Origin of the sequence: Brachybacterium subflavum, from assembly GCF_009299795.1 — a bacterium.
In the GTDB taxonomy this organism is placed as follows: Bacteria; Actinomycetota; Actinomycetes; order Actinomycetales; family Dermabacteraceae; genus Brachybacterium; species Brachybacterium subflavum.
In genome coordinates this window covers 45,506-66,077 of record NZ_VIGP01000008.1, presented here as the reverse complement: position 1 = coordinate 66,077, position 20,572 = coordinate 45,506, and the positions used below count along the sequence as shown (strand labels likewise).

General features: G+C 70.4%; 16 protein-coding genes. 8 read left to right on the top strand and 8 right to left on the bottom strand.

All coding sequences use genetic code 11. The features are described 5' to 3' along the window. Positions 1 to 32: 32 nt before the first annotated feature. Positions 33 to 1,478, bottom strand: coding sequence for an MFS transporter (locus FHG10_RS16845; RefSeq protein WP_152354527.1), 1,446 nt, complete (start codon positions 1,476 to 1,478; stop codon positions 33 to 35). Between the two features lie 229 nt (positions 1,479 to 1,707). On the opposite strand from FHG10_RS16845, the gene FHG10_RS16840 reads away from it, so the two are divergent. After that, entirely contained in the window at positions 1,708 to 3,483 is a 1,776-nt protein-coding gene (locus FHG10_RS16840) for a dihydroxyacetone kinase family protein (RefSeq protein ID WP_152354526.1), read from the top strand. A gap of 331 nt (positions 3,484 to 3,814) precedes the next feature. Here FHG10_RS16840 and FHG10_RS16835 read toward each other — a convergent pair whose 3' ends face one another. After that, on the bottom strand, positions 3,815 to 4,504 hold the full coding sequence (locus tag FHG10_RS16835; RefSeq protein ID WP_152354525.1) for a GntR family transcriptional regulator: 690 nt from the start codon (positions 4,502 to 4,504) through the stop codon (positions 3,815 to 3,817). A gap of 174 nt (positions 4,505 to 4,678) precedes the next feature. Here FHG10_RS16835 and FHG10_RS16830 point away from each other — a divergent pair, with 174 nt between their 5' ends. The 4 genes from FHG10_RS16830 (at position 4,679) to FHG10_RS16815 (ending at position 9,706) form a co-directional block, all read left to right on the top strand. After that, positions 4,679 to 6,040: an MFS transporter gene (locus FHG10_RS16830; protein WP_152354524.1), complete on the top strand. Its 1,362-nt coding sequence runs from the start codon at positions 4,679 to 4,681 to the stop codon at positions 6,038 to 6,040. 7 nt (positions 6,041 to 6,047) lie between these two features. Then, positions 6,048 to 6,992, top strand: coding sequence for an amidohydrolase family protein (locus FHG10_RS16825; protein WP_152354523.1), 945 nt, complete (start codon positions 6,048 to 6,050; stop codon positions 6,990 to 6,992). Between the two features lie 353 nt (positions 6,993 to 7,345). After that, entirely contained in the window at positions 7,346 to 8,359 is a 1,014-nt protein-coding gene (locus tag FHG10_RS16820; protein WP_152354522.1) for a 4-hydroxythreonine-4-phosphate dehydrogenase PdxA, read from the top strand. A gap of 6 nt (positions 8,360 to 8,365) precedes the next feature. After that, a complete protein-coding gene (locus FHG10_RS16815; protein ID WP_152354521.1) occupies positions 8,366 to 9,706 on the top strand; it encodes a GntT/GntP/DsdX family permease in 1,341 nt (446 codons plus the stop codon). Between the two features lie 18 nt (positions 9,707 to 9,724). Here FHG10_RS16815 and FHG10_RS16810 read toward each other — a convergent pair whose 3' ends face one another. Next, positions 9,725 to 10,699 carry a 3-hydroxyacyl-CoA dehydrogenase family protein gene (locus tag FHG10_RS16810; RefSeq protein ID WP_152354520.1) on the bottom strand — a complete coding sequence of 325 codons (975 nt, stop codon included), beginning with the start codon at positions 10,697 to 10,699 and terminating at the stop codon, positions 9,725 to 9,727. A gap of 558 nt (positions 10,700 to 11,257) precedes the next feature. On the opposite strand from FHG10_RS16810, the gene FHG10_RS16805 reads away from it, so the two are divergent. The 3 genes from FHG10_RS16805 to FHG10_RS16795 are packed head-to-tail and all read left to right on the top strand — an operon-like array spanning position 11,258 to position 14,295. Next, on the top strand, positions 11,258 to 12,742 hold the full coding sequence (locus FHG10_RS16805; protein WP_152354519.1) for an Nramp family divalent metal transporter: 1,485 nt from the start codon (positions 11,258 to 11,260) through the stop codon (positions 12,740 to 12,742). A 47-nt stretch (positions 12,743 to 12,789) separates the two neighbouring features. Beyond that, positions 12,790 to 13,239, top strand: coding sequence for a hypothetical protein (locus FHG10_RS16800; protein WP_152354518.1), 450 nt, complete (start codon positions 12,790 to 12,792; stop codon positions 13,237 to 13,239). A gap of 24 nt (positions 13,240 to 13,263) precedes the next feature. Beyond that, positions 13,264 to 14,295, top strand: coding sequence for a 2-keto-3-deoxygluconate permease (locus FHG10_RS16795; protein ID WP_152354517.1), 1,032 nt, complete (start codon positions 13,264 to 13,266; stop codon positions 14,293 to 14,295). On the opposite strand, the gene FHG10_RS16790 is transcribed toward FHG10_RS16795, so the two are convergent. From FHG10_RS16790 to FHG10_RS16770, 5 genes are all read right to left on the bottom strand, one after another. Continuing rightward, positions 14,292 to 15,080 (bottom strand): SDR family NAD(P)-dependent oxidoreductase, encoded by a 789-nt coding sequence (locus tag FHG10_RS16790; RefSeq protein WP_152354516.1) that lies wholly within the window; start codon positions 15,078 to 15,080, stop codon positions 14,292 to 14,294. The two genes, FHG10_RS16795 and FHG10_RS16790, sit on opposite strands and share 4 nt — an antisense overlap. Continuing rightward, positions 15,077 to 16,414 (bottom strand): alpha-hydroxy acid oxidase, encoded by a 1,338-nt coding sequence (locus tag FHG10_RS16785; RefSeq protein WP_152354515.1) that lies wholly within the window; start codon positions 16,412 to 16,414, stop codon positions 15,077 to 15,079. The genes FHG10_RS16790 and FHG10_RS16785 overlap by 4 nt, the downstream gene beginning before the upstream one ends. Positions 16,415 to 16,518: 104 nt before the next feature. After that, on the bottom strand, positions 16,519 to 17,517 hold the full coding sequence (locus FHG10_RS16780) for a 2-hydroxyacid dehydrogenase (protein WP_152354514.1): 999 nt from the start codon (positions 17,515 to 17,517) through the stop codon (positions 16,519 to 16,521). Positions 17,518 to 17,566: 49 nt separating this feature from the next. Beyond that, positions 17,567 to 18,889 (bottom strand): MFS transporter, encoded by a 1,323-nt coding sequence (locus FHG10_RS16775; protein WP_152354513.1) that lies wholly within the window; start codon positions 18,887 to 18,889, stop codon positions 17,567 to 17,569. A gap of 157 nt (positions 18,890 to 19,046) precedes the next feature. Continuing rightward, complete coding sequence (locus tag FHG10_RS16770; protein ID WP_227488342.1) at positions 19,047 to 20,528, bottom strand: MFS transporter; 1,482 nt, start codon at positions 20,526 to 20,528, stop codon at positions 19,047 to 19,049. Between the last annotated feature and the right edge of the window lie 44 nt (positions 20,529 to 20,572).

Sequence of the window (20,572 nt, the reverse complement as noted above, 5' to 3'; positions counted from 1 at the left end):
CGATCGACCTCGGGCGGGTGCGCCCGGTCCGATCAGTCCTTCTCGGGGGAGACGAGGACCGTCCCGTCGGCCCCGGCGCTCGCGCCGTGTCCCGTGGCCCCGTCGGCCCTCGCCGTCCCACCGGCGCCCCGTGCCCGTGTGCTTCGCGCGAGCACCACCATGAGCAGTGCCGAGAGCAGCATGAAGAAGCCGACCAGGAACATCGGCGCCTCGTAGCCGCCGGTCCAGTCATGGACCGCGCCGGTGATGTACGGCGCGCTGAAGCCGCCGAGGTTGCCGAGCGTGTTGATGAGCGCGACGCCCGCGGCCGCTGCGGCGCCGGTGAGGAACTGCGTGGGCAGCGTCCAGAAGTTCGGCAGCGCCGCGAAGATCGCGCAGGCGGTGACGGTGATGACGGCGATCGTGAGGGCCGGCGAGCCCGCGTACAGCGCCAGCGGGATCGAGACCCCTCCCACGAGCGCGGGCACGGCGATGTGCCAGGACTTCAGGCCGTTGCGGCTCGCGTGGCGCGACCAGAAGTACATGACGACCGCGGCGGGCAGGTAGGGGATCGCGGTGATCAGTCCTTGGGCGAGCACGCCGAAGGACTGGCCCGACTGGTCCTGGAAGCCCTCGATGATCGTGGGCAGGAAGAAGGCGAGCGCGTAGAGGCCGTAGATGAAGCCGAAGTAGATGATCGACAGCATCCACACGCGTCCGCTGCGGAAGGCGAAGCGTGCCGGCACGTGCCCGGTGCCCTCGCTCTTCGCGGTCGACTCGGCGCGCAGGGAGTCGGTGAGCCAGTCCTGCTCGGCGCGGGTCAGCCACTTCGCGTCGGCCGGCCGGTCCTTGAGGTAGAACAGCGCGGCGATGCCGATGATGATCGCGGGCAGGCCCACGCCCAGGAACATCACGCGCCAGCCCGCGAGGCCGAACAGCCCGTGCTGCTGGATCAGCAGCCCCGCGAGCGGGGCGCCGATCACCGTGGTCAGCGGCTGCGCGAGGTAGAAGAGCATGAGGATGCGCCCGCGGTACGCGGCGGGGACCCACAGGCTCAGGAAGAGGATCGCCCCGGGGAAGAATCCGGCCTCGGCGACGCCCAGCAGGAAGCGCAGCACCGTGAGCGAGGTGAAGCCCTGCACCCAGGTGAAGGCCACCGCGACCACGCCCCAGCTGATCATGATGCGCGCCAGCCAGATGCGTGCTCCGAAGCGGTGCAGCGCCAGGTTGGAGGGGATCTCCAGCAGGATGTAGCCGATGAAGAACACTCCGGAGGGGAAGCCGAACTGCGCCGCGGAGAGTGCGAGGTCGTCGTTCATGCCGTTGGGGGAGGCGAAGCCGATCGCCGTGCGGTCCAGGTAGTTGATGAAGAACATCAGCGCGACGAAGGGGACCAGGCGCACCGAGACCTTGCGGATCGCGGACCGGGCGACGGCGGACTCGGCGACGGGCGAGGGTGCGGGCGCTCCGGGCGATGCCTCGGAGGAGGAAGCGGTCACGGTGACTCCTGTGTCGGTGTGAGCGTCGGCGCGGGCGGGCCGCGGTGCCGGACGTCGGTCCGCTATAGTGTGGCAAACCGGTTGACCAATCGCAAGGACGGCCCCGAGCGCCGAGACGGCAGCTCCGATGCCGCGTCGATTCCTATAGGATTTGGTCGACTCGGGCTCGACGCCAGCCCCCGACCACGCCCACGCAGCCGTGAGAGCGGCCCTTCCTGGAGGATCCACGATGACGTATCTCTTCGACGAGCCGAGCGAGTTCGCGGCCGACGCGGTGGCGGGGCTGGTGGCTTCGCAGCCGGGCCTGCTGCAGGTGCATGGGGGTGTGGTGCGGTCTGCGCCGACGCCCGCGGGCCAGCCGGCCCTGGTGATCGGCGGCGGCTCGGGGCACTATCCGGCCTTCGCGGGCTGGGTCGGACGCGGGATGGGGCACGGAGCCCCGTGCGGGAACGTGTTCGCCTCGCCCTCGGCCTCGCAGGTGTACTCGGTCGCGCGCAATGCGGAGAACGGCGGCGGCGTGATCCTCGGCTTCGGGAACTATGCCGGGGACGTGCTGCACTTCGGCCTGGCGGCAGAGAAGCTGCGGGCCGACGGGATCGACGTGCGGATCGTGAAGGTCAGCGACGACATCGCCTCGAACACCCCGCAGAACCATCGCGACCGGCGTGGGATCGCGGGCGACCTGCCGGTCTTCAAGATCCTCGGTGCGGCGATCGAGGCGGGCGCAGACCTGGAGGCGGCCGAGCAGGTCGCGATCCGCGCGAACGACGCCACCCGGTCCTTCGGGGTCGCGTTCGACGGCTGCACCCTGCCCGGCGCCCAGGCGCCGCTGTTCCACGTCGAGAGCGGTCAGATGGCGGTGGGCCTGGGGATCCACGGCGAGCCCGGGGTGCGGGACGTGCCCCTGGGCAGCGCCCGCGAGGTCGCGGCGATGCTGGTCGAGGGGGTCCTCGCCGAGGAGCCCGCGCGTGCGGCCGACGGCGAGGCCGGGTACCTCGGCCGGGTGGCGGTGGTCGTCAACGGCCTGGGCACGGTGAAGTACGAGGAGCTCTACGTGGTCTATGGGCACGTGGCGCGGATGCTCGCGGAGCGGGGGATCACGCCGGTGCGCCCGGAGGTGGGCGAGCACGTGACGAGCCTGGACATGGCAGGGCTCTCGCTGACGCTGGTGTTCCTGGACGAGGAGCTCGAGGAGCACTGGCTCGCGCCGGTGGACACTCCCGCGTTCCATCGCGGGGCGATGCCCGCGGTGGAGACGGGCGGTGTTGGTGCCGACGCCGATTCCGGTTCCGTCTCCGGGGCCGACACCGACGCCGCGGGTGTGGTGCGGTGGGAGCCGGGTGTGGACCCGATCCCGCAGGCGAGCGACGAGTCCCGGGCGGCGGCGCGCAGGATCAGCGGCGTGCTGGACCTGTTCGAGGCCGTGTGCGCGCGGGAGGAGGCCGAGCTGGGGCGGATCGATGCGATCGCCGGCGACGGCGACCACGGTCAGGGCATGGTGTTCGGCTCCAAGGGCGCCGCAGAGGCCGCACGCACCGCGGTCGCCGACGGCGCGGGCGCCCGCACGGTGCTGGTGCACGCGGGCGAGGCCTGGTCCGAGGCCGCCGGCGGCACCTCCGGGGCACTGTGGGGCGCGGCGCTGATCGCGGCCGGGAGCACCGTGGCAGACAGTCAGGGCGTGCAGGGCCCGCAGGTCGTGGACGCGCTGGTCGCGGGCGTGGACACGATCGGCCGGCTCGGCGGTGCGGTCGAGGGCGACAAGACGATGATGGACGCGGCAGTGCCGTTCCGCCGCGCGCTGCTCGAGGCGTTCGACGGCACCGATCCGGCCCCGGCGATCAGCTCGGCCGCGGCCCTCGCGCGCGATGCCGCGGAGGCGACCGCGCTGATCACCGCGACCAAGGGCCGCGCTCGCGTGCTCGGCGAGAAGTCCAAGGGCACCCCCGATCCCGGTGCCCTGTCCTTCTCCATCCTCATGGCCGAGCTCGGCGAGCACCTGGGCTGAGACGTCCGGCGGGGCCGGGGCGAGCTGGCCAGGGCCTGGCCGAGGGGCTGCGGGCCGCCTGCAGGACGAGCCCATCAGCGGGTTCCGGCAGGTGCGGTGTCACGGACGGGCCGCTGGTGAGGAGCTGTGGCGATATCGCCACGCCGCCTCACCACCGGCCCGTCCGTGACAACAGGGGCGGCGAAGGGTGACATGACGGCGGCCCACCCGGCCCGGCCGGCCCACTCGGCCCGGCCCCGCCGTCGGCCATGCCGGGCCGTCGGTCCGGCCCGCCCCACCGTCGGCCCGGCCCACCCATCGGCCCAGCCCAGGCCGTGGCCCGGCCCGGCGGCTACGCCTCGGCCGCGTCGGCCATCGCGCCCGAGCGCTCGCGCACGCCCTCGAGGTGGCGGCGCAGGGCGTCGAGGGCGCCGTCGTGGTTGTGCTCGGCGATCCGGGCGAGGATCGCCTCGTGCTCGGTGATGGCCTCGGCCGCGTCGATCTGCTCGGGGCCCTCCGACCAGGTCTGTCGCATGCGGTGGCCGTGGGTGTTCAGCACCTCGCGCATCGAGCCCAGGTAGTGGTTTCCGGCGTGCGTGAACAGTGCCTCGTGGAAGGCGGCGTCGGCGTCGAAGTACTCGTGCAGCAGCGAGTAGTCGGGCTCGCCGGCGGCGGCGATCCGATCGGCGATCGCGGTGTGCGCGGCGTGGGCGGTGCGCAGATCCTCCAGCAGTGCTTCCCAGTCGCCGAAGGCGCGGGTGAAGGCGGCGGTCTCGAGGATCAGGCGCGCATCGATGAGCTCGTCGATCTGCTCGGCGCTCAGCGGCGGCGCGACCACGAAGCCCTTGAGTGCCTTGTACTCGATGAGGCCGGAGCGCTCGAGGGCGACCAGCGCCTCGCGCACCGGGGTGGGGGAGACCTCGAGCTCGCGCGCGAGTCCGTCGATGCTCAGCCGTGACCCGGGGCGCCAGTTGCCCTGTACGAGGCGGTTCTGGATCCCCTCCTGCACGTCCGCCCGCAGCACCTGCCGCTTGCTCGCCATGGGGGTCTCCTGCTCCGTCGGGTGAGTTGTCCTCGCAGACGAATCCTACAAACGATCCGATTCGGAGGGCCTGACCCCTCGACCATCGGCCTCCACATGAGTACTATTCCTATATCCTATTGGATTCGGGCGTGAGTAGCGCCGCCCGGCAGCGAGAGTGAAGGAGCTCCGAACATGACTGCACCCGCCGTGGCTCGTCGGCCCGCGCGCTCCCGGCCCACGAGGAAGAGACTCGGGATCTTCGCCATCCTCTGGCTCCTCGTGCTCCTGAACTACGTGGATCGGTCGACCTTGTCGATCGCGCTCCCGTACATGTCGGAGGACCTGTCGATCTCGCCCGCTCTGCAGGGCTGGATCCTCTCGCTGTTCTTCTGGACGTACCTGGTCTTCCAGATCCCCGGCGGGTGGCTCCTGGATCGGTTCGGACCGCGTCGCGTCGTGAGTGCGGCGGGAGCTCTCTGGGGGCTTCTCCAGGCAAGCATCGGCCTCATGACCTCGGGTCTCGGCCTCGGGGTGGCGCGGCTGGGGCTCGGGGCCTTCGAAGCTCCCACAGCGCCGTCCGGTTCGAAGCTCAACAGTGAATGGCTTCCCGCGAGCGAGCGTGCGCGCGGAGCGACGTTCATCGACATGGCCGGCGCCTTCGGCAGCGCCATCGGGGGCGTGCTGGTGACCGGCATCATCGGGGTCCTCGGATCCTGGCGATGGGCCTTCGTCGTCACGGGGCTGCTCACCGTCGTGCTCGCCGTCGTCTACTTCATCTATGTCCGAGACACCCCGGAGGAGCACTCCGGTGTCGATGAGGGCGAGCTGCGACACATCCGTCAGCGTGGTTCCGCCGAGTCCGCAGAGGCCGCTGGGGCGGACGGTAGCAGTGCTGCGGTGCCGGAAGTGGTCTCCCCGGATGCCCCGCTCCCGCGCCTCACCGATTATGCGCGGTCGGCTTCCTGGTGGGGGTTCTGGTTGGGGAGGCTGGGATGGGCCACCGTGTGGTGGGGGATCATCTCCTGGACGCCGTCCTACCTGGCTGACGCCCGCGGATTCGACCTCCTGAGCCTCGGCGGCGCCACCTTCGCGGTGTTCGGGATGGGCGTGGTCGGGCAGCTCGTCGCCGGGGCTCTCGCGGACTGGGGGCGTGCTCGCTTCGGCAGCTACAACCGCGTGATGAAGACGATCCTCGTGGGATCGGGACTCGCCATGGTCGTCACGGTGTTCCTCATCCCGACCGTCTCCAGCTCGCTCGCCTGCCTGGTGATGCTCGCCCTCGCCGTCTTCTTCACGAACTTCGGCGGCCTGTACTGGGCGATCCCGGCATGGTTGGCGCCACCGGCACAGGTCGGCAAGGTCGGATCCGTCATGAACATGGCATCGAGCCTCGGCGGCGCCCTCGCCCCGGTGGCGATGGGCTACGCGATCGGAGCCGCCGACGGTTCGTACGCAGGAGCGTTCCTCTTCCTGGGCCTGGCGGCGGCGCTGTACCTGATCGGCTCGGCCGTCATCAACTTCGGGCGTCCGCTCGCTGTCGCCGGGAGCAGGTGAGATTTCCATGAGTCTCTACGACGGTCCCGTCATCGACGCCCACCATCACTTCTGGGAGCCGTCGCTCGGGCGACAGCCCTGGCTGCGGCCGGGCGTCGACATCGACTTCCGGTACGGACCGTACGAGTCGATCAAGCGCGACTACCTCCCGCCGGACCTTCGCGCCGACGCCGAGTCCGCCGGCGTCGACCTGGTGGGTTCGGTGACCATGGAGACCGAGTGGGAGCTCGACGACCCGGTGGGGGAGATGCGCTACACGGAGGGCATCGCCGAGCGGTACGGGCTGCCGAACGCCGCCGTCGCCCACGCCCAGCTCGATTCACCGGACGTCGAGAGCACCCTCGAGCAGCTGGCGGCGATCCCGATCGTCCGCGGCATCCGGCACAAGCCGGGGCAGAGCCACGGGCCGGCGGAGGCGAAGCATCACCCGAGCCTGCTCAGTGATCCGACGTGGCTGGACGGGCTGAGCCTTCTCCCTCGCTTCGGGCTGAGCTTCGATCTGCAGGTCGCGTGGTGGCACCTCCACGAGATCGTCCCCGTGCTCGAACGGATTCCCGAGCTGCCCGTGATCCTGAACCACGCGGGGCTCCCTTCGGACCGGACCCCAGAGGGTCTGAGCGCCTGGTCGCGAGCCGTGGCACTGGTGGCGAGATATCCCCAGGTCTCCGTGAAGGCGAGCGGGATCGGGCAGCGCGAGGCGCCCTGGACTGTCGAGAGCAACGGGCCGATCGTGCGCCGTCTCGTCGACCTGTTCGGACCCGAGAGACTGATGTTCGCCTCGAACTTCCCGGTGGACGGTCTCACGGCCACGTACGCCGAGATCTGGCAGGGGTTCCGCGAGATCGTCCGGGACTGTTCCCGCGACGAGCAGGAGCAGATGTTCGCCGGCACCGCCCGCAGGGTGTATCGGCTCCCGGTAGAGCTTCTCCGCCGCGCCGAGCCCCCGGGGTAGTGAGCAGTGCCGGAGCTCGCCTCCAATCCAATACGAAAGCAGCGTGAACGGCCTCGACGAGGCAGGGACGCACCTCGTCGGGAGACGGGCCCGTGAACTCCCTCGGTCTGCTGGAGGACGATCAGATGTCTCAGCGACATTCGTACGGCCAGGGAGGACGGGCGCGCTGGCGTGCTCACTGGGTACGTCCCCATGGGATGCACGGTCCTCGAGAGGTCGTTGACACAGATGCGCATGTGCCCGAAGATGGAAAAAATCCTATTGGATTCACGTCGTGGGCTCGCGGCGACCATGCCAAGCCCTCACCATCACCAGATTCCGGCACGCAGCAGTGCCGGCGCAGGAGGACACTGATGACCTCATCCGCCCCACGTATCGCCCTCACCTTCGGCGACTTCTCCGGCATCGGTCCGGAACTCGCCGTGCGTCTCCTGGCGGACCCCGAGAACCTTCGGCGAGCCCAGGTGATCGCCCTGGTCTCGCCGGCAGAACTCGCCGCGGCCAGTGAGGCCGCCGGGGTCGAGGTGCCCGTGTCCGATCACCCGACGACGGGCGCGGTTCACCTGGTCGGCTCGGATCTCCAGGACATCGAGGTGCCCCGCTGCAGCACCACGGTCGAAGCCGGCACTCGCGTGATCCGGGACCTCGAGAAGGCTCTCGCCCTGTACTCGGCCGACGAGGCCGACGCCATCATGTTCCTCCCGCTGAACAAGACGTCACTCCATCTGGCCGGGATGCACGAGGACGACGAGCTGCGCTGGTTCGCGAAGCAGTTGGGATTCGAGGGCTTCACGAGCGAGGTCAACGTCGTCCCCGACCTGATCACGTCCCGCGTCACCTCGCACATCCCGATCTCCGAGGTGGCTGCGAACATCAGTGCCGCGCGGGTGCGCCAGGCCATCGGGCTCCTGAACGAGGTCCTCCGCGGATCCGGCGTCGCCGCGCCGCGCATCGCCGTCGCCGCCCTGAACCCGCACGCGGGGGAGAACGGGCAGTTCGGACGCGAGGAGATCGACCACATCGCACCCGGAGTGGAGCTCGCGAACAAGGTCGACGAGGTGGACGCGAAGGGGCCGTTCCCCAGCGACACGATCTTCATCAAGGCCAACAACGGCGAATACGACGGCGTCGTCACGATGTACCACGACCAGGGTCAGATCGCGATGAAGCTGATGAGCTTCTCCGACGGCGTCACCGTGCAGGGCGGACTCCCCGTGCCGATCACCACGCCTGCCCATGGCACCGCGTACGAGATCGTCGGCAAGAACGTCGCGAGCATCGGCCCCAGCCAGCGCGCATTCGACATCGCCGTGGGACTCGGTGCCCAGACCGCCACCGGTCGGCTCGACGCCGACGCGAAGGCCTGACCGCCGATGTTCGCAGCCATCTCGGGCTTCCTCGCGGTCGTCGTCCTCATCCTCCTGATCGTCAAGTGCAAACTCCACCCCTTCATCGCCCTCCTGATCTCCGGTATCGCCCTGGGCATCGTGAATGGCCTGGGCAGCGTCGGTTCGGTCGACGCATTCTCGAAGGGGTTCGGCGACCAGCTGTCCACGACGGGCATCGTCATCGGCCTCGGTGCTGTCATCGGCGGCCTGCTGGTCAGCAGCGGCGGCGCCGAGACGATCGCCAACGTGATCATCGGACGGAGCCGCGCCGCGCTGGTGCCGCTCGCCATCGGCCTGGTCGCGCTCGTCATCGAGCTCCCGAACCTGTTCGAAGTCACCTTCGTCCTGATGATCCCCATCGTGTTCTCCGTGGCGCGTCGACTGGGCAAGTCGGCCCTGTACGTCGCCATCCCCATGGCCGCGGGCATGATGGCCGCTCACGGCCTGATCCCACCCGGCCCCGCGACGGTCATCGCCGGCAGCGCGGTGGGGGTGGATCTGGGGCTGGTGACCCTGTTCGGCCTCCTGGTGGCCGTGCCCGTCTTCGCCAGCGGCGTCTGGCTGTTCCCGAAGCTCTTCCAGAGGCAGTACCTGACGTACGAGGTCAGCGACGGCTCCGAGTTCGGATTCGCGGAGACCCATCACGAGCGTGCGCCGGGAATCGTCGCGGCGCTGGCCGCGGTGCTGCTCGCCCCGCTCCTGATGGTTCTCGGGACGATCGGGAACGCGATCTTCGCCGAAGGATCGCTCGGGGCGGCCGCCGCCGGGTTCATCGGCAGCCCGATCATCGCCCTGCTGCTCGCAGCCCTGTACTCGCTCACGGTCCTCGGACTGGGCGCGGGGATGAACGCATCGAAGGTGCTGAGCGAATCCAAGGCGAGCCTGAAGCCTGTCGTCAACGTCCTGCTGATCATCGGCGCCGGAGGCGGCCTCAAGGAGATGCTCTCCGCGATCGGGCTCAGCGACACCATCGCCGACTACACGGCGCAGTGGGCGATCCCGGTCGTGCTGCTCGCGTGGATCATCGCAGCGCTGTTCAGGATCGCCCTCGGCTCCGGGACCGTCGCGGTGACAGCAGCCGCGGGGATCGTCGCCCCGATGGTGGCCCAGGCCGATGACGTGCACAAGGCGCTGGCCGCACTGTCCGTGGCGACCGGAGCGATGATCTTCTCCCACGTGTCCGACGGAGCGTTCTGGCTCTTCCAGGAGTACTTCAAGCTGACGGTTCCGCAGACGCTGAAGACGTGGAGCCTGCTCGTCACGGTGCAGTCCGTCGTGGGCCTCGCGGGGCTGCTCGTGGTCGACGGGGTCGTCGCGCTGCTCTGACGGCGCGGGGCCGAGGGATCAGGCCGACGGGCGCTTCGTCCCGCGGGGGGCGGGGCCGAGCTCGCGCAGCACCTCGCGCATGCGGGCGTAGGCCTTGTTGCGGTAGGCGATGAGCTCGGCCTTCGTCTCCTCGTCGTAGTCCTCGACGAGGCCGTGGCCGTTCTTCAGGCCCTTGTGGTCCGCGGCGACCGCGTCCTGGAGCAGCTCCGGGGTGGCCAGGCGCTCGCCGTAGGCCTCCTCGAAGGTGCGGAAGCAGTTCGCGTAGACGTCCAGGCCCGCCTGGTCGGCGATCGCGAAGGGGCCGAAGAAGCCCAGGCGGAAGCCGAACGTGGTGCGCACGATCGTGTCCACGTCGTCGACGGTCGCCACGCCCTCCTCGACCACGCTCGTGGCCTCCTTGAGCAGGGCGTACTGGAGGCGGTTGAGCACCATGCCGGGGGTGTCGGCGACCTGGGCGCCCTCGCAGTCGGCGCGGGCCAGCAGGTCCTTGACCGCGTCGATCGACTCCTGCGCGGTGGCCTCTCCCGCGACCAGCTCGACGCCCGGGATGAACGGCATCGGGTTGGAGAAGTGGACGGTCAGGAACCTCTCCGGGCGGGTGACCGCGGGGGCGAGGACGCGCACGGGGATCGTCGAGGTGTTCGTGCCGATGATCGCGTCGGGGCGGGCGGCGGCGGAGATCCGGCCCAGCACCTCCTGCTTGACCTCGGGCAGCTCGAAGACGGCCTCCTCGATGAAGTCCGCGTCGGACACGGCCTCCTCGATGCTCTTGCCGGCGCTCAGGTGCGCGGCGACGGCGTCGGCGCTGCCGGCGGGCACGAGCCCCTGCTCCTCGCTCGCACGGGCCTCGCCGAGGATGCGCTCCAGGGCGGCGTCGGCGGCCTCGACGCTCACGTCGGCGATCTGCACGGGGAGGCCGGCCATGGCCAGCACCTGCGCGATGCCTCCGCCCATGTATCCGGCGCCGACAACGGTCACGGTGCTGATGGTCATGAGGTGGACTCCTTCGTCTGGGGTGTGCGCCTGAGGCAAGGGCGTCGCGACCGTCCTCATGGGGCGGGATCGGACGCGCGGAACGTGCGGGGATCCGTGCGCTACACCCTCAGGGTAGTGATCCTATTTGATGAGTGCTAGTGGGATTGGCCTGGCCCTCGAGGCTGGAGCAACGCCGAGCAGGCGCCTTCGGTGGTGGTGAATCGAGGGCGCTCACTCAATAGCGGCGACGCCAGCGCCACGACGTGCTCAGCCGCCGTGCGTTGCTCGGTGCCGAACGTTCAGCTCGCGGGTGCGATCGGCGTCCACCGTCGCGAGGCGGCAGCTCCGGCGATCCTGTAGGAAATGGTTGACACAATCCCGGGCGCCACCTAGGTTCGACACCCAGAGAGGTCGGCCCCTGACCTCGCGGAACGATCCCGGCTGCCGACGACGACAGCGACCGGTCCCGACCAAGCTGGGACCGCAGCGACGCGACGTCGACCGCGGGCGAGATCCGTCGAACGACCCGGCGCCCTGAGGCCCGACGTCGACTGGCCCGAAGGAGGACCAGCTGGCATGACTGCACCACAGCACCAGGAGCTCGGACTGGGGGAGCTGCGCTATCCCGAGGCCGATCCGCGACTGAAGAAGTGGACCTTCGGCAACCTGATCGCCTTCACGGGCCCGGGCATGATCCTGGCGTCCGTGACGATCGGAAACGGCGAGATCTTCTCCTCCTCCCGGGGTGGCGCCGTGTTCGGCATGGCCATCATCTGGACTTTCGTCCTGTGCGCGATCATGAAGGCGGCCATCGTCTACTCGGGCGGGCGCTACATCGTGCTGACCGGGGAGCATCCTTTCCAGCGCTGGGCGCAGATCATCCCCGGACCACGGAACTGGCTCGCCCTGTTGCTGGGCGTGCTCGCCGTCGTCTGCTTCCCCTCCTGGGCTGTGGCGTACTTCCAGGGTCTCGGCCAGTGGTCCAACTGGACCTTCCACACCTCGATCGACCCGGAGATCTGGGGTCTCGTCTGGGGCGTCATCGGGTTTGCGACAGTGTTCCTGCGCAGCTTCAAGATCGTCGAGAACTTCCAGACCGTGGTCGTCGGCCTGATGGTCCTGTTCTCCTTCGTCGCCGTGTTCGTCTCCAACCCGCCGTGGCTCGAGGCCCTCAAGGGCCTCGTTCCGAACGTACCCAGCGACTACCCCGACTGGGTGAAGCGGGACTTCCCGGACGTCGCAGGACGCTCGATCCCGCTAGAGATCGTCGCCTACCTGGGGGCGCTCGGCGGCGGGACCTACGACTACATCGGCTACGTGGGATCCCTGCGCGAGAAGCGGTGGGGAATGCTGGGAGTCCCCGACCACGCGGTGCTCGAGGAGAAGCTGAACCAGCTCGACAGCAATCACGCCCGCATCCCGCTCGCGGAGGACACGGAGAACGTCGTCGAAGGTCGGGCCTGGCTGCGTGCGGTGAAGCTGGACGTGCTCGCCTCCTTCGTATCCGTCGGGATCCTCGCAATCACCTTCCTCGTGCTCGGCGACGTGGTGCTGGGCACGGGAGCCTCCCAGACGGTTCCGGGCGACGACGACATCCTCGGTGATCAAGCCGGTTTCTTCTCCGTGATCTCCCCGGTGCTGGTGTACCTCTACCAGATCGCTATCTGGGCGGCCTTCTTCGGGTCACTGCAGGCGCTGATGTCCACGATCTACCCGTACACGGTGCGTGAGAGCTTCGCGCCGAGCTTCAAGGCCCTACGCGAACCGAAGAACTGGCAGAAGGTGCGGGTCGCCGTGGCGACCTACACCTTCCTCGGCGCGGTGGTGCTGCTGTTCAGCGGCCTCAGCTATACCACCGTGATCTCCTTCGCCGGGATCCTGGGTGGGGTGCTGTCCCTGGGAGTCTGGGGGTTCGCCCAGCTGTGGACCGAGCACAAGGTGCTCACGAAGCCGTTCCGGATGCGCCGATGGGCGCAGGTGGTCGTCGCGATCAGCTCTCTGGTCCTGTTCGTCTTCGGCGTGGTGGCGATCATCCAGTTCTTCCAGGACTTCCTCGGATGAGCGCCCCCGCGGCGCCCAGCGCCCCCTCGATGACAGGACGTCGGCCCATGCGCACTCCCGTGTACCTGCTCGCGATCGGTTCCTGCCTCGTCCTCTCCTGGCTCTTCGCGGCCCGCGAGAACTGGATCGGACTCGCTCTCGTCCTGGTCGGCGCCGTCGCGTACGCGGTGCGCCTGGTGACGGCGAACCGGGCCGATCGCAGGGAGGCCGTGGCCGAGGCGCGCGAGCAACGGCCCGGCACGTCGGCCGAGCAGGAGGCGCTGCGCACCGAGCTGGGGCAGATGCGCGAGGCGTACGAGTGGAACCGTCGGGTGATGCTCCTGATCTCCGTGGTCATCGCGGGCCTGGCCACCATCGCCTGGGCCTGGAACCCCGCGCTCGCGCTCGCGCTGCTGCTGTTCGCGATCCCTTGCCTCGCGCTCGCCTGGCGCAGCACACGCGCTGTGCGCAGGATCGACAGGGAGCTCGCGGCGGTCCGCCGACATCCCATGACCTGAGACCGGGAAGGACTCGCAGATCTGATGACCTCATCGACGACGAACGGGCAGCGTCTGCGTTCGCCCATCTACGGCACCCTCGACAGGATCCCCGGCGGTCTCATGGTGATCCCGCTGATCCTCGGCGCGGTCGTGGGCACGCTCGCCCCCGGGTTCCTCGAGATCGGAAGCTTCACCACCGCCCTGTTCGCGACCCCGATGCCGATGATGGCCCTGGTCATCTTCGCGACGGGCATGCAGATCACCCCGCGCTCGATCGGCCCTGTCGCCGGCACCACGGGCGCGATCCTGCTGGCCAAGAGCCTGATCCCCGGCCTCCTCGTGGTCGCGCTGGGGTCGCTGGTCGGCATCCAGGGGATCCTGGGGATCTCGATCTTGGCGATGCTGGCGACCTTCGACAACTCCAACGGCGGGGTCTGGATCGCCTTCACCGGCAAGTACGGGACGCGCACCGATCGCGGCGCCTACGTCGCCTCCGCCCTGAACGACGGTCCCTTCTTCACGATGCTGTTCATCGGCGCGGCCGGGCTCGGCTCGATCCCTCTCGAGGCGTTCGCCGCCGCGGTGATCCCTCTGATCCTGGGCATCGTGGTCGGCAACATCGACCACCGATGGGCCGAGGTCATGCGGCCCGTGCCCAACATCGTGATCCCGTTCTTCGCCTTCGGGCTGGGCACGGGGATCGACCTGTCCGCGGTGCTCACCGGCGGCGTGACGGGGATCCTCTTGGGCCTGGTCGTCACCCCGTTCACCGGCGGACTCACCTACCTCGCCTACCGCTTCCTGCTGCGTCGCGGGCGGCGCTCCGGGATCGGCTTCGTCGCGGGCACCACCGCAGGCAACTCCCTGGCGACACCCGCGATCGTCGCCGCGGCGGACCCCCGCTTCGAGCCCTTCGTGGGCGTCGCGACGGTGCAGATCGCGACCGCCGTGCTGATCTCGGCGATCACCGCGCCCCTGATCGCGGCCTGGGTGCTGCGCAGAAACAACTCGCTCGATGACCCGGAGGCCGATGACGAGCCGACGGAGGCCGAGGCCGTGGCCGCGACGTCCTAGCCGACGCGCATCCCGCCGTTGAGGTTGTACGTCGAACCGGTCGTGAACCCGCCCGAGGGCCCGGTGAGGAAGGAGACCAGCGCGGCCAGCTCGTCGACCGTTCCCAGGCGCCCCACGGGCGTCCGCGCGATGAACTCCTCGCGGCGGGCGCCCTCGAGCGGACCGCCCATGATGTCCGTGTCGATGTTCGCGGGCGCGATCGCGTTGACCGTCACGCCGGTCCCGGCGGTCTCCTTGGCGAGGCCGCGCACGAGACCCTCGAGCCCAGCCTTCGAGGCCGCATAGGCGGTCTTGGAGAAGTTGCCCCCGCCGTCCTGCCCGGCGGTCGACGAGATCGCAACGATCCGGCCCAGCTGCTGGTCGAGCATGGTCGGCAGCACGCGGTGGCACAGGTGGAAGGCCCCGCCGACGTTGATGGCGAGGGTGCGGTGGAAGCCCGCCGAGGTCACGTCGAGGAACGACGTCGGGTTCGCGATCCCGGCGCAGCTGACGAGCGTCCCGATCGGTGGCGCCCCGGCCTCGCAGCGGGTGATCGCGGCATCCACGCTCGCCTCGTCGGCGATGTCGGCCTGCGCGGTGACGACGATCGGAGCGCCGGCCGCCCGCGCCCGCTCGGCCACGTCGGCCAGACCCTCCGCGTCGAGGTCGACGAGAGCGAGCGGGCGGCCCTCGCGCGCGAGCCGCAGGGCGACCCCGCGCCCGATGCCGCGGGCCGAGGCGGCGCCGGTGACCAGGGCGGTGAGGTCCTGCACGCGCGCCTCGTCGGCGAGGGACCTCGCGGTCATGAGCCCGACCCGTCGTCGGACGAGGCGCCCCCGCCCGTCGGCCCGACCTGGCCTCCGCTCGTCGGCCCAGCAGACGCCCCGCCCTCCGGCTCCCGATGCAGCCCGACCCCGTGCCACGCCTCGGGGTAGTCCACGAACCCGCGGTCCAGCGCTCCGATGCTGGTCGCGCCCAGCTGGCCCATGGCGAGCGCGAGCTCCTCGTCGAGGATGTCGATGACGCGGGTGACGCCGCGCTCTCCGGCGGCGGCGTTCGCGTAGCCCCAGGCACGGCCCACGGAGACGAGGTCCGCGCCGACGGCGAGGGCCTTGGCGATGTCGTCGCCCGTGCGCACGCCGGAGTCGAAGACGACGGTCATGTCCTCGCCCACGGCGTCCACGATGCTCGGCAGCACGCTGATGGTGCTCGGCGAGGAGTCGAGCTGGCGTCCGCCGTGGTTGGACACATAGATGCCCTGCGCGCCGACGTTCCGGGCCCGCTGGGCGTCCTCGGGCGTGAGGATCCCCTTGATGTACAGCGGACCGTCCCACTGCCGGCGCACGTCCTCGATGTTCTCCCAGGTCAGGGTGAGGTTCGCGAGGTACTTCGCGACGAACTCCTGGTGCGAGACGGCGTTGTCTCCCTGGATCTCGCCCACGAGGTTGCGGAAGCCGATGGTCGGCGGGCGCATGACCGCGAGCGTCCAGTCCAGGTGCCGCACGGCCTCCAGGGCGTTGCTCACGGTGACCTTGGGCGGGATCGACATGCCGTTGCGGTGGTCGCGGTAGCGCTTGCCGTTCAGCGGGACGTCGACGGTGACCACGAGGGCCTCGGCGCCGATGGCCTTCGCGCGCTGGATCAGGTTGGTGACGATCCGCTCGCTCTTGTACATGTACAGCTGGTACCAGAGCGGCCCGGTCGCGGCGTCGGCGATCTCCTCCATCGACCAGTTCGAGGCCGTGGAGATCGTGAAGGGGATGCCCGCCTTCCCGGCGGCCCGCACGGCGGGCAGCTCGCCGGTGCCGCCGATCATGCGCTGCAGGCCCAGCGGGCCCAGCACGTAGGGGCGGGCGAGCTCCATGCCGTCGACCTCGGTGGTGATGCCGACGTGGGAGATGTCGGTGAGCCAGCGCGGGCGGAACCTCACGCGGCGCAGATCCTCCTCGTTCACGGACTTCGTGATCTCGTGGTTCGAGGCGCCGTCGATGATGTCGAAGGCCATCTTCGGCAGGCGCCGGCGGGCGAGGGCGCGGAAGTCCTCGACCGACGGGGCTGACTCGACGGGATCGACGCGCAGACCGCCTGCGGCGATCATCTTGGCGAACTCGACGGCTCCGGACAGCGGGTTCTCGGGCATGTCTCCTCCTCGGGTCGGGCGATGTCCTCGGGCCGGGCGGCGCACGGCGGGCCGACGGGCTCCTCGGGTCGGGCGGATCGTTCGGGTCGGATGGTTCGAGCGGGTCAGGCGCCGTGCGGGTCGTTCACCCGGTGCGCGGGCTCGCGGCCCTCGGCCACGGCGATCACCTCGCCGAGGGCCTCGGCGCCGGTGGCGGCGGTGAAGTCTGCGGTCCAGCACAGGGAGTGGGGGGTGAGCAGCACGTTGTCGAACTCGAGCAGCGGGCTCGAGGTCGGCAGCGGTTCGGTCTCGAAGACGTCGAGGGCGGCCCCGGCGATGATGCCCTCGCGCAGCGCCTCGACGAGCGCCTGCTCGTCGACGACCGCTCCGCGGGCGACGTTGACCAGGTGCCCGTCGGCCCCGAGCTGCTCGAGCTCCCGGGCGCCGATCAGGTGGCGGGTCTGCGCGTTCGAGGAGACGGTGAGGATCGCGAAATCGCTGCGGCGCAGCAGCTCCGCGAGCTCGACCTGCTCGATGCCCTGCTCGGCGCAGAACTCGGGGCGGGGCGTGCGGTTGTACGCGATCACCTCGAGGCCGAGCCCGCGCAGCAGGCGCACGGTCTCGCGGCCGATGCCGCCGAGGCCCACGACGCCGATCGTCGAGCTCGCGAGCCCGCGGCCGCGCAGCCCGGCGCGCTGGTCCCAGCGGCCCGTGCGCACCAGCTGCGACTTGGGGACGAGGTGGTGGGCGAGGGCGAACAGCAGGGTCAGCGCGGCGTGGGCCATCGGCACGCGCAGGCCCGTCGGTGCGTTGGTCACCGGGATCCCGCGGCGGGCGCACGCCTCGAGGTCGACCTGGTCGAAGCCCGCCCCGAAGCGGGCGACGTGCTTGATCGTGGTGTCCTCGCCCAGCTGCTCCTCGCCGAAGGGGGACTCGCCCATCAGCAGCACCGCGTCGAAGCCGCGCAGCGCCTCGGCCGTGAGCTCCTGCTGGGCGACGTCGATCGGGGACCAGTCGATACCGTGCTCGGCGAGCGAGCCCAGGCCGATGTCGCCGTGGATGGTGCGGCCGGATGCGTCGATGCCCTCGGCGGCGACGGCGAGACGCCAGGGTGCGCTGCTCATGGGAGCCTCCTCTGGTGCGTGGGGTGCGTGGGGTGCGTGGGGTGCGTTGTCACGGGGCGACCGCCTCGGCCGCCTCGCGCTGCGGGATCGGCCGCCGGATCAGCAGCCCGAAGAACAGGGCGCCGCAGGCCGCGATGACGCCGGCGAGCACGAACGAGGGCGAGTAGCTGCCGGTCGCGTCGAACACCATGCCGGTGATCACCGGGGCGAGCGCGCCGCCGAAGTAGCCGCCGAAGTTCATGATGCCCCCGAACCGGGCCGCGTAGGCGTCGGGCACGATGTCCGAGGTCACGGCCCAGGCCTGCGCCTGCACGAGGGCGATGAGGCCCAGGGCGAGGCTCAGGACGACCAGTGCCAGGGCGAGGTTGTGGACCAGCGGCACCAGGCAGAGCAGCACGCCGATCGCGAGCGAGGCGATCACCAGCACGACCCTCTTCGAGGCGAGCGGGCTGCGTCCGCGCCGCGCCAGGATCAGGGTGATGCGCCCGCCGAAGATCGCGCCGAGCGCGGCGACCACGTACGGGATCGCCGCGACGGTGCCGGTCCCGGCGATGGAGACGCCCAGGGAGTGCTGGAGGAACAGCGGCAGGAAGGTGATGAAGATGTTCCAGATCCAGATCGAGGTGAAGAAGCCGAGCATCATGCCCCAGGTCTGGCGGAAGGTGAACAGCTTCAGCCAGGGGATCTTCACGGCGTCGGCCGCCTCGGCGGTGTCGCGGCCGGCGAGGATGTGCCGGTACTCCTCGTCCGAGAGGTGCTTGGCGTCCTCGGGGGAGCGGTAGAACGCCCAGAAGGCGGCGGCGAGGATGATGCCGGCGACGCCCAGGGCCAGGAACATCGCGCGCCAGCCGAAGGCGAGCATGAGCACCGTGAGCACGGGCGGCGCGATCGCCGAGCCCCACTTCGATCCCGAGTCCCAGATCCCCGCGGCCTGCCCGCGCTCGGAGCGGGGGAACCAGTGGGTGGAGATCTTCGAGCTGTTGGGCGAGTTCGGGGACTCGCCGATGCCCAGCAGCACGCGGAACAGCAGGAAGTGGCCCAGCGTGTGGCCGGCGGCCATGAGCGCGGAGGCGATCGACCAGATGCCCACGGCCAGGAAGTACATGCGCCGCGGCCCCACCTTGTCGATCAGGTACCCCACCGGCAGCTGGCAGATCGCGTAGGTCCAGGAGAACACGCTGCCCATGAGGCCGATGTCGGTCTGGGCGAGGCCGAGCTCGTCGATCATGTGGGGTGCGGCGATCGAGACCGATGCGCGGTCCATGTAGTTCAGGACCCCGGCGAGCAGCAGCCAGATCAGCACGAAGTAGCGGAGGTTGCGGACTTTCCGGTGGTCCCGCGCGCGGCGGGCGTCCTCGGCGTCGAGGCTCATGGTGACCTTCTCGGGGAGAGGGCGGAGCGGCGGTGCTCCGCGGGGAGGGGCCGACGGCGGGGTCGCGTCGTCCCGGGACCGGTCGGCCCGCGACGGGTCGGCGGCCCGAGACCGGTCGGCCCGGGACGGGCCCGTCGGCCGACGGGCGGCACCGCCGTCAGGCGGCGGCTTCCCCCGTGCGCTCGGCGCCGTCGCGCCGCTCGAACAGGGCGGTGCCGGCGACCAGGAGGGCGCCGACGAAGGGGGCGATCGCGAGCATGACGAGGCCGGCGGCCTCGCTGTCGAACGCGGTCACCATCCAGGAGCGCAGGTTCGGGGCGATGAAGCCGCCCAGGTTCCCGAGCCCGTTGATGAGGCCGACGCCCGCCGCCATGGCGGCGCCGGAGAGATAGCCGGTGGGGATGTTCCAGAAGATCGGCTGCGCGGAGACGAAGCCGATCGCGGCCAGGCACAGCGCCGCCATCGCCAGCACGGGCTGGCTGAGGAAGGCGCTCGCGCCCAGACCCACGCCCGAGAGCGCGAGCATGAGCGTCGCGGTGGAGCGGTAGGCGGCGCGGCGGTCCGCCCAGCGGCCCACGAACAGGTTCACGACCAGCGCGCACAGCCACGGGATCGCGACCAGCAGCCCCACCAGGAAGCCGACCTCGCGGCCGGTGATGCTGGCGACCTGCGCGGGCAGGAAGAACGTCAGGCCGTACACGGCGACCTGGATGGTGAGGTAGATGAGGGCGAAGTAGAGCACCCGCGGGTTCAGCAGGGCCTTCCACCAGGAGAGCTTGGCGACCTGCTCCTTGGTCTCCGCCTCGGCGGCGAGGACTCCCTCGAGCGCCTCGCGCTCGCCTGCGCTGAGCCAGCGGGCGCGGGCGGGGCGGTCGGTGAGCGCGAAGATCGCGACCACGCCCACGATCACCGCGAGCAGGCCCTCGAGCAGGAACATCCACTGGAAGCCGTGCAGCCCGAGCGCGCCGTCGAGCTCCAGGAGCCCTCCGGACAGCGGCCCGCCCACCACGTTCGCGATCGGAAGCCCCAGGTAGAACAGGGCGGTGGCCTGGCCGCGCGTGCGCCGCGGGAACCAGTAGGTGAGGTAGAGGATCACGCCCGGGAAGAAGCCGGCCTCGGCGACGCCCAGCAGGAAGCGCAGCACGTAGAACATGACCGGGCCGGTCGTGAACATGAACAGTCCGGCGACCACGCCCCAGGAGACCATGATCCGCGCCATCCACCAGCGCGCCCCGACCCTGTGCATGATCAGGTTCGAGGGCACCTCGAACACGGCGTAGCCGATGAAGAACAGCCCCGCCCCGAAGGCGTAGGCCGCGGCGCCGAGGCCGGCGTGGGCCTCGAGGGACTCCTCGGCGAAGCCGATGTTCGAGCGATCGATGAACGCGATCACGAACATGAGCATGAGGAAGGGCAGCAGGCGCCAGCGGGCCTTGCGGGTCGCAGAGGCGACCTCGGGGGAGAAGGCGAGCTCCTCCGCCTCGTCGACAGTGCGCGCGGAACGGGCGGTGCGCGCGGGACGGGCGTTGCGCGCGGGACGGGCGTTGCGCGCGGGACGGGCGGTGCGCACGGACCGGGGGTCGGCCGGCGCGGTGGACTGCTCCGGACCGTTGCCGGAGGGGGATGACGTCGTCGTCACGTAAGGCTCCTCAGGACGTGCAGGAGGGGGCCGGCCGGGCGCGC

Bases quoted from the DNA above. Each gene is read 5' to 3' on its own strand.
- FHG10_RS16825 (WP_152354523.1), top strand. From the start codon at position 6,048: ATGAGTCTCTACGACGGTCCCGTCATCGACGCCCACCATCACTTCTGG.
- FHG10_RS16785 (WP_152354515.1), bottom strand. From the start codon at position 16,414: ATGCCCGAGAACCCGCTGTCCGGAGCCGTCGAGTTCGCCAAGATGATC.
- FHG10_RS16790 (WP_152354516.1), bottom strand. From the start codon at position 15,080: ATGACCGCGAGGTCCCTCGCCGACGAGGCGCGCGTGCAGGACCTCACC.
- FHG10_RS16775 (WP_152354513.1), bottom strand. From the start codon at position 18,889: ATGAGCCTCGACGCCGAGGACGCCCGCCGCGCGCGGGACCACCGGAAA.
- FHG10_RS16805 (WP_152354519.1), top strand. From the start codon at position 11,258: ATGACTGCACCACAGCACCAGGAGCTCGGACTGGGGGAGCTGCGCTAT.
- FHG10_RS16820 (WP_152354522.1), top strand. From the start codon at position 7,346: ATGACCTCATCCGCCCCACGTATCGCCCTCACCTTCGGCGACTTCTCC.
- FHG10_RS16810 (WP_152354520.1), bottom strand. From the start codon at position 10,699: ATGACCATCAGCACCGTGACCGTTGTCGGCGCCGGATACATGGGCGGA.
- FHG10_RS16830 (WP_152354524.1), top strand. From the start codon at position 4,679: ATGACTGCACCCGCCGTGGCTCGTCGGCCCGCGCGCTCCCGGCCCACG.
- FHG10_RS16840 (WP_152354526.1), top strand. From the start codon at position 1,708: ATGACGTATCTCTTCGACGAGCCGAGCGAGTTCGCGGCCGACGCGGTG.
- FHG10_RS16800 (WP_152354518.1), top strand. From the start codon at position 12,790: ATGCGCACTCCCGTGTACCTGCTCGCGATCGGTTCCTGCCTCGTCCTC.
- FHG10_RS16780 (WP_152354514.1), bottom strand. From the start codon at position 17,517: ATGAGCAGCGCACCCTGGCGTCTCGCCGTCGCCGCCGAGGGCATCGAC.
- FHG10_RS16815 (WP_152354521.1), top strand. From the start codon at position 8,366: ATGTTCGCAGCCATCTCGGGCTTCCTCGCGGTCGTCGTCCTCATCCTC.
- FHG10_RS16795 (WP_152354517.1), top strand. From the start codon at position 13,264: ATGACCTCATCGACGACGAACGGGCAGCGTCTGCGTTCGCCCATCTAC.
- FHG10_RS16835 (WP_152354525.1), bottom strand. From the start codon at position 4,504: ATGGCGAGCAAGCGGCAGGTGCTGCGGGCGGACGTGCAGGAGGGGATC.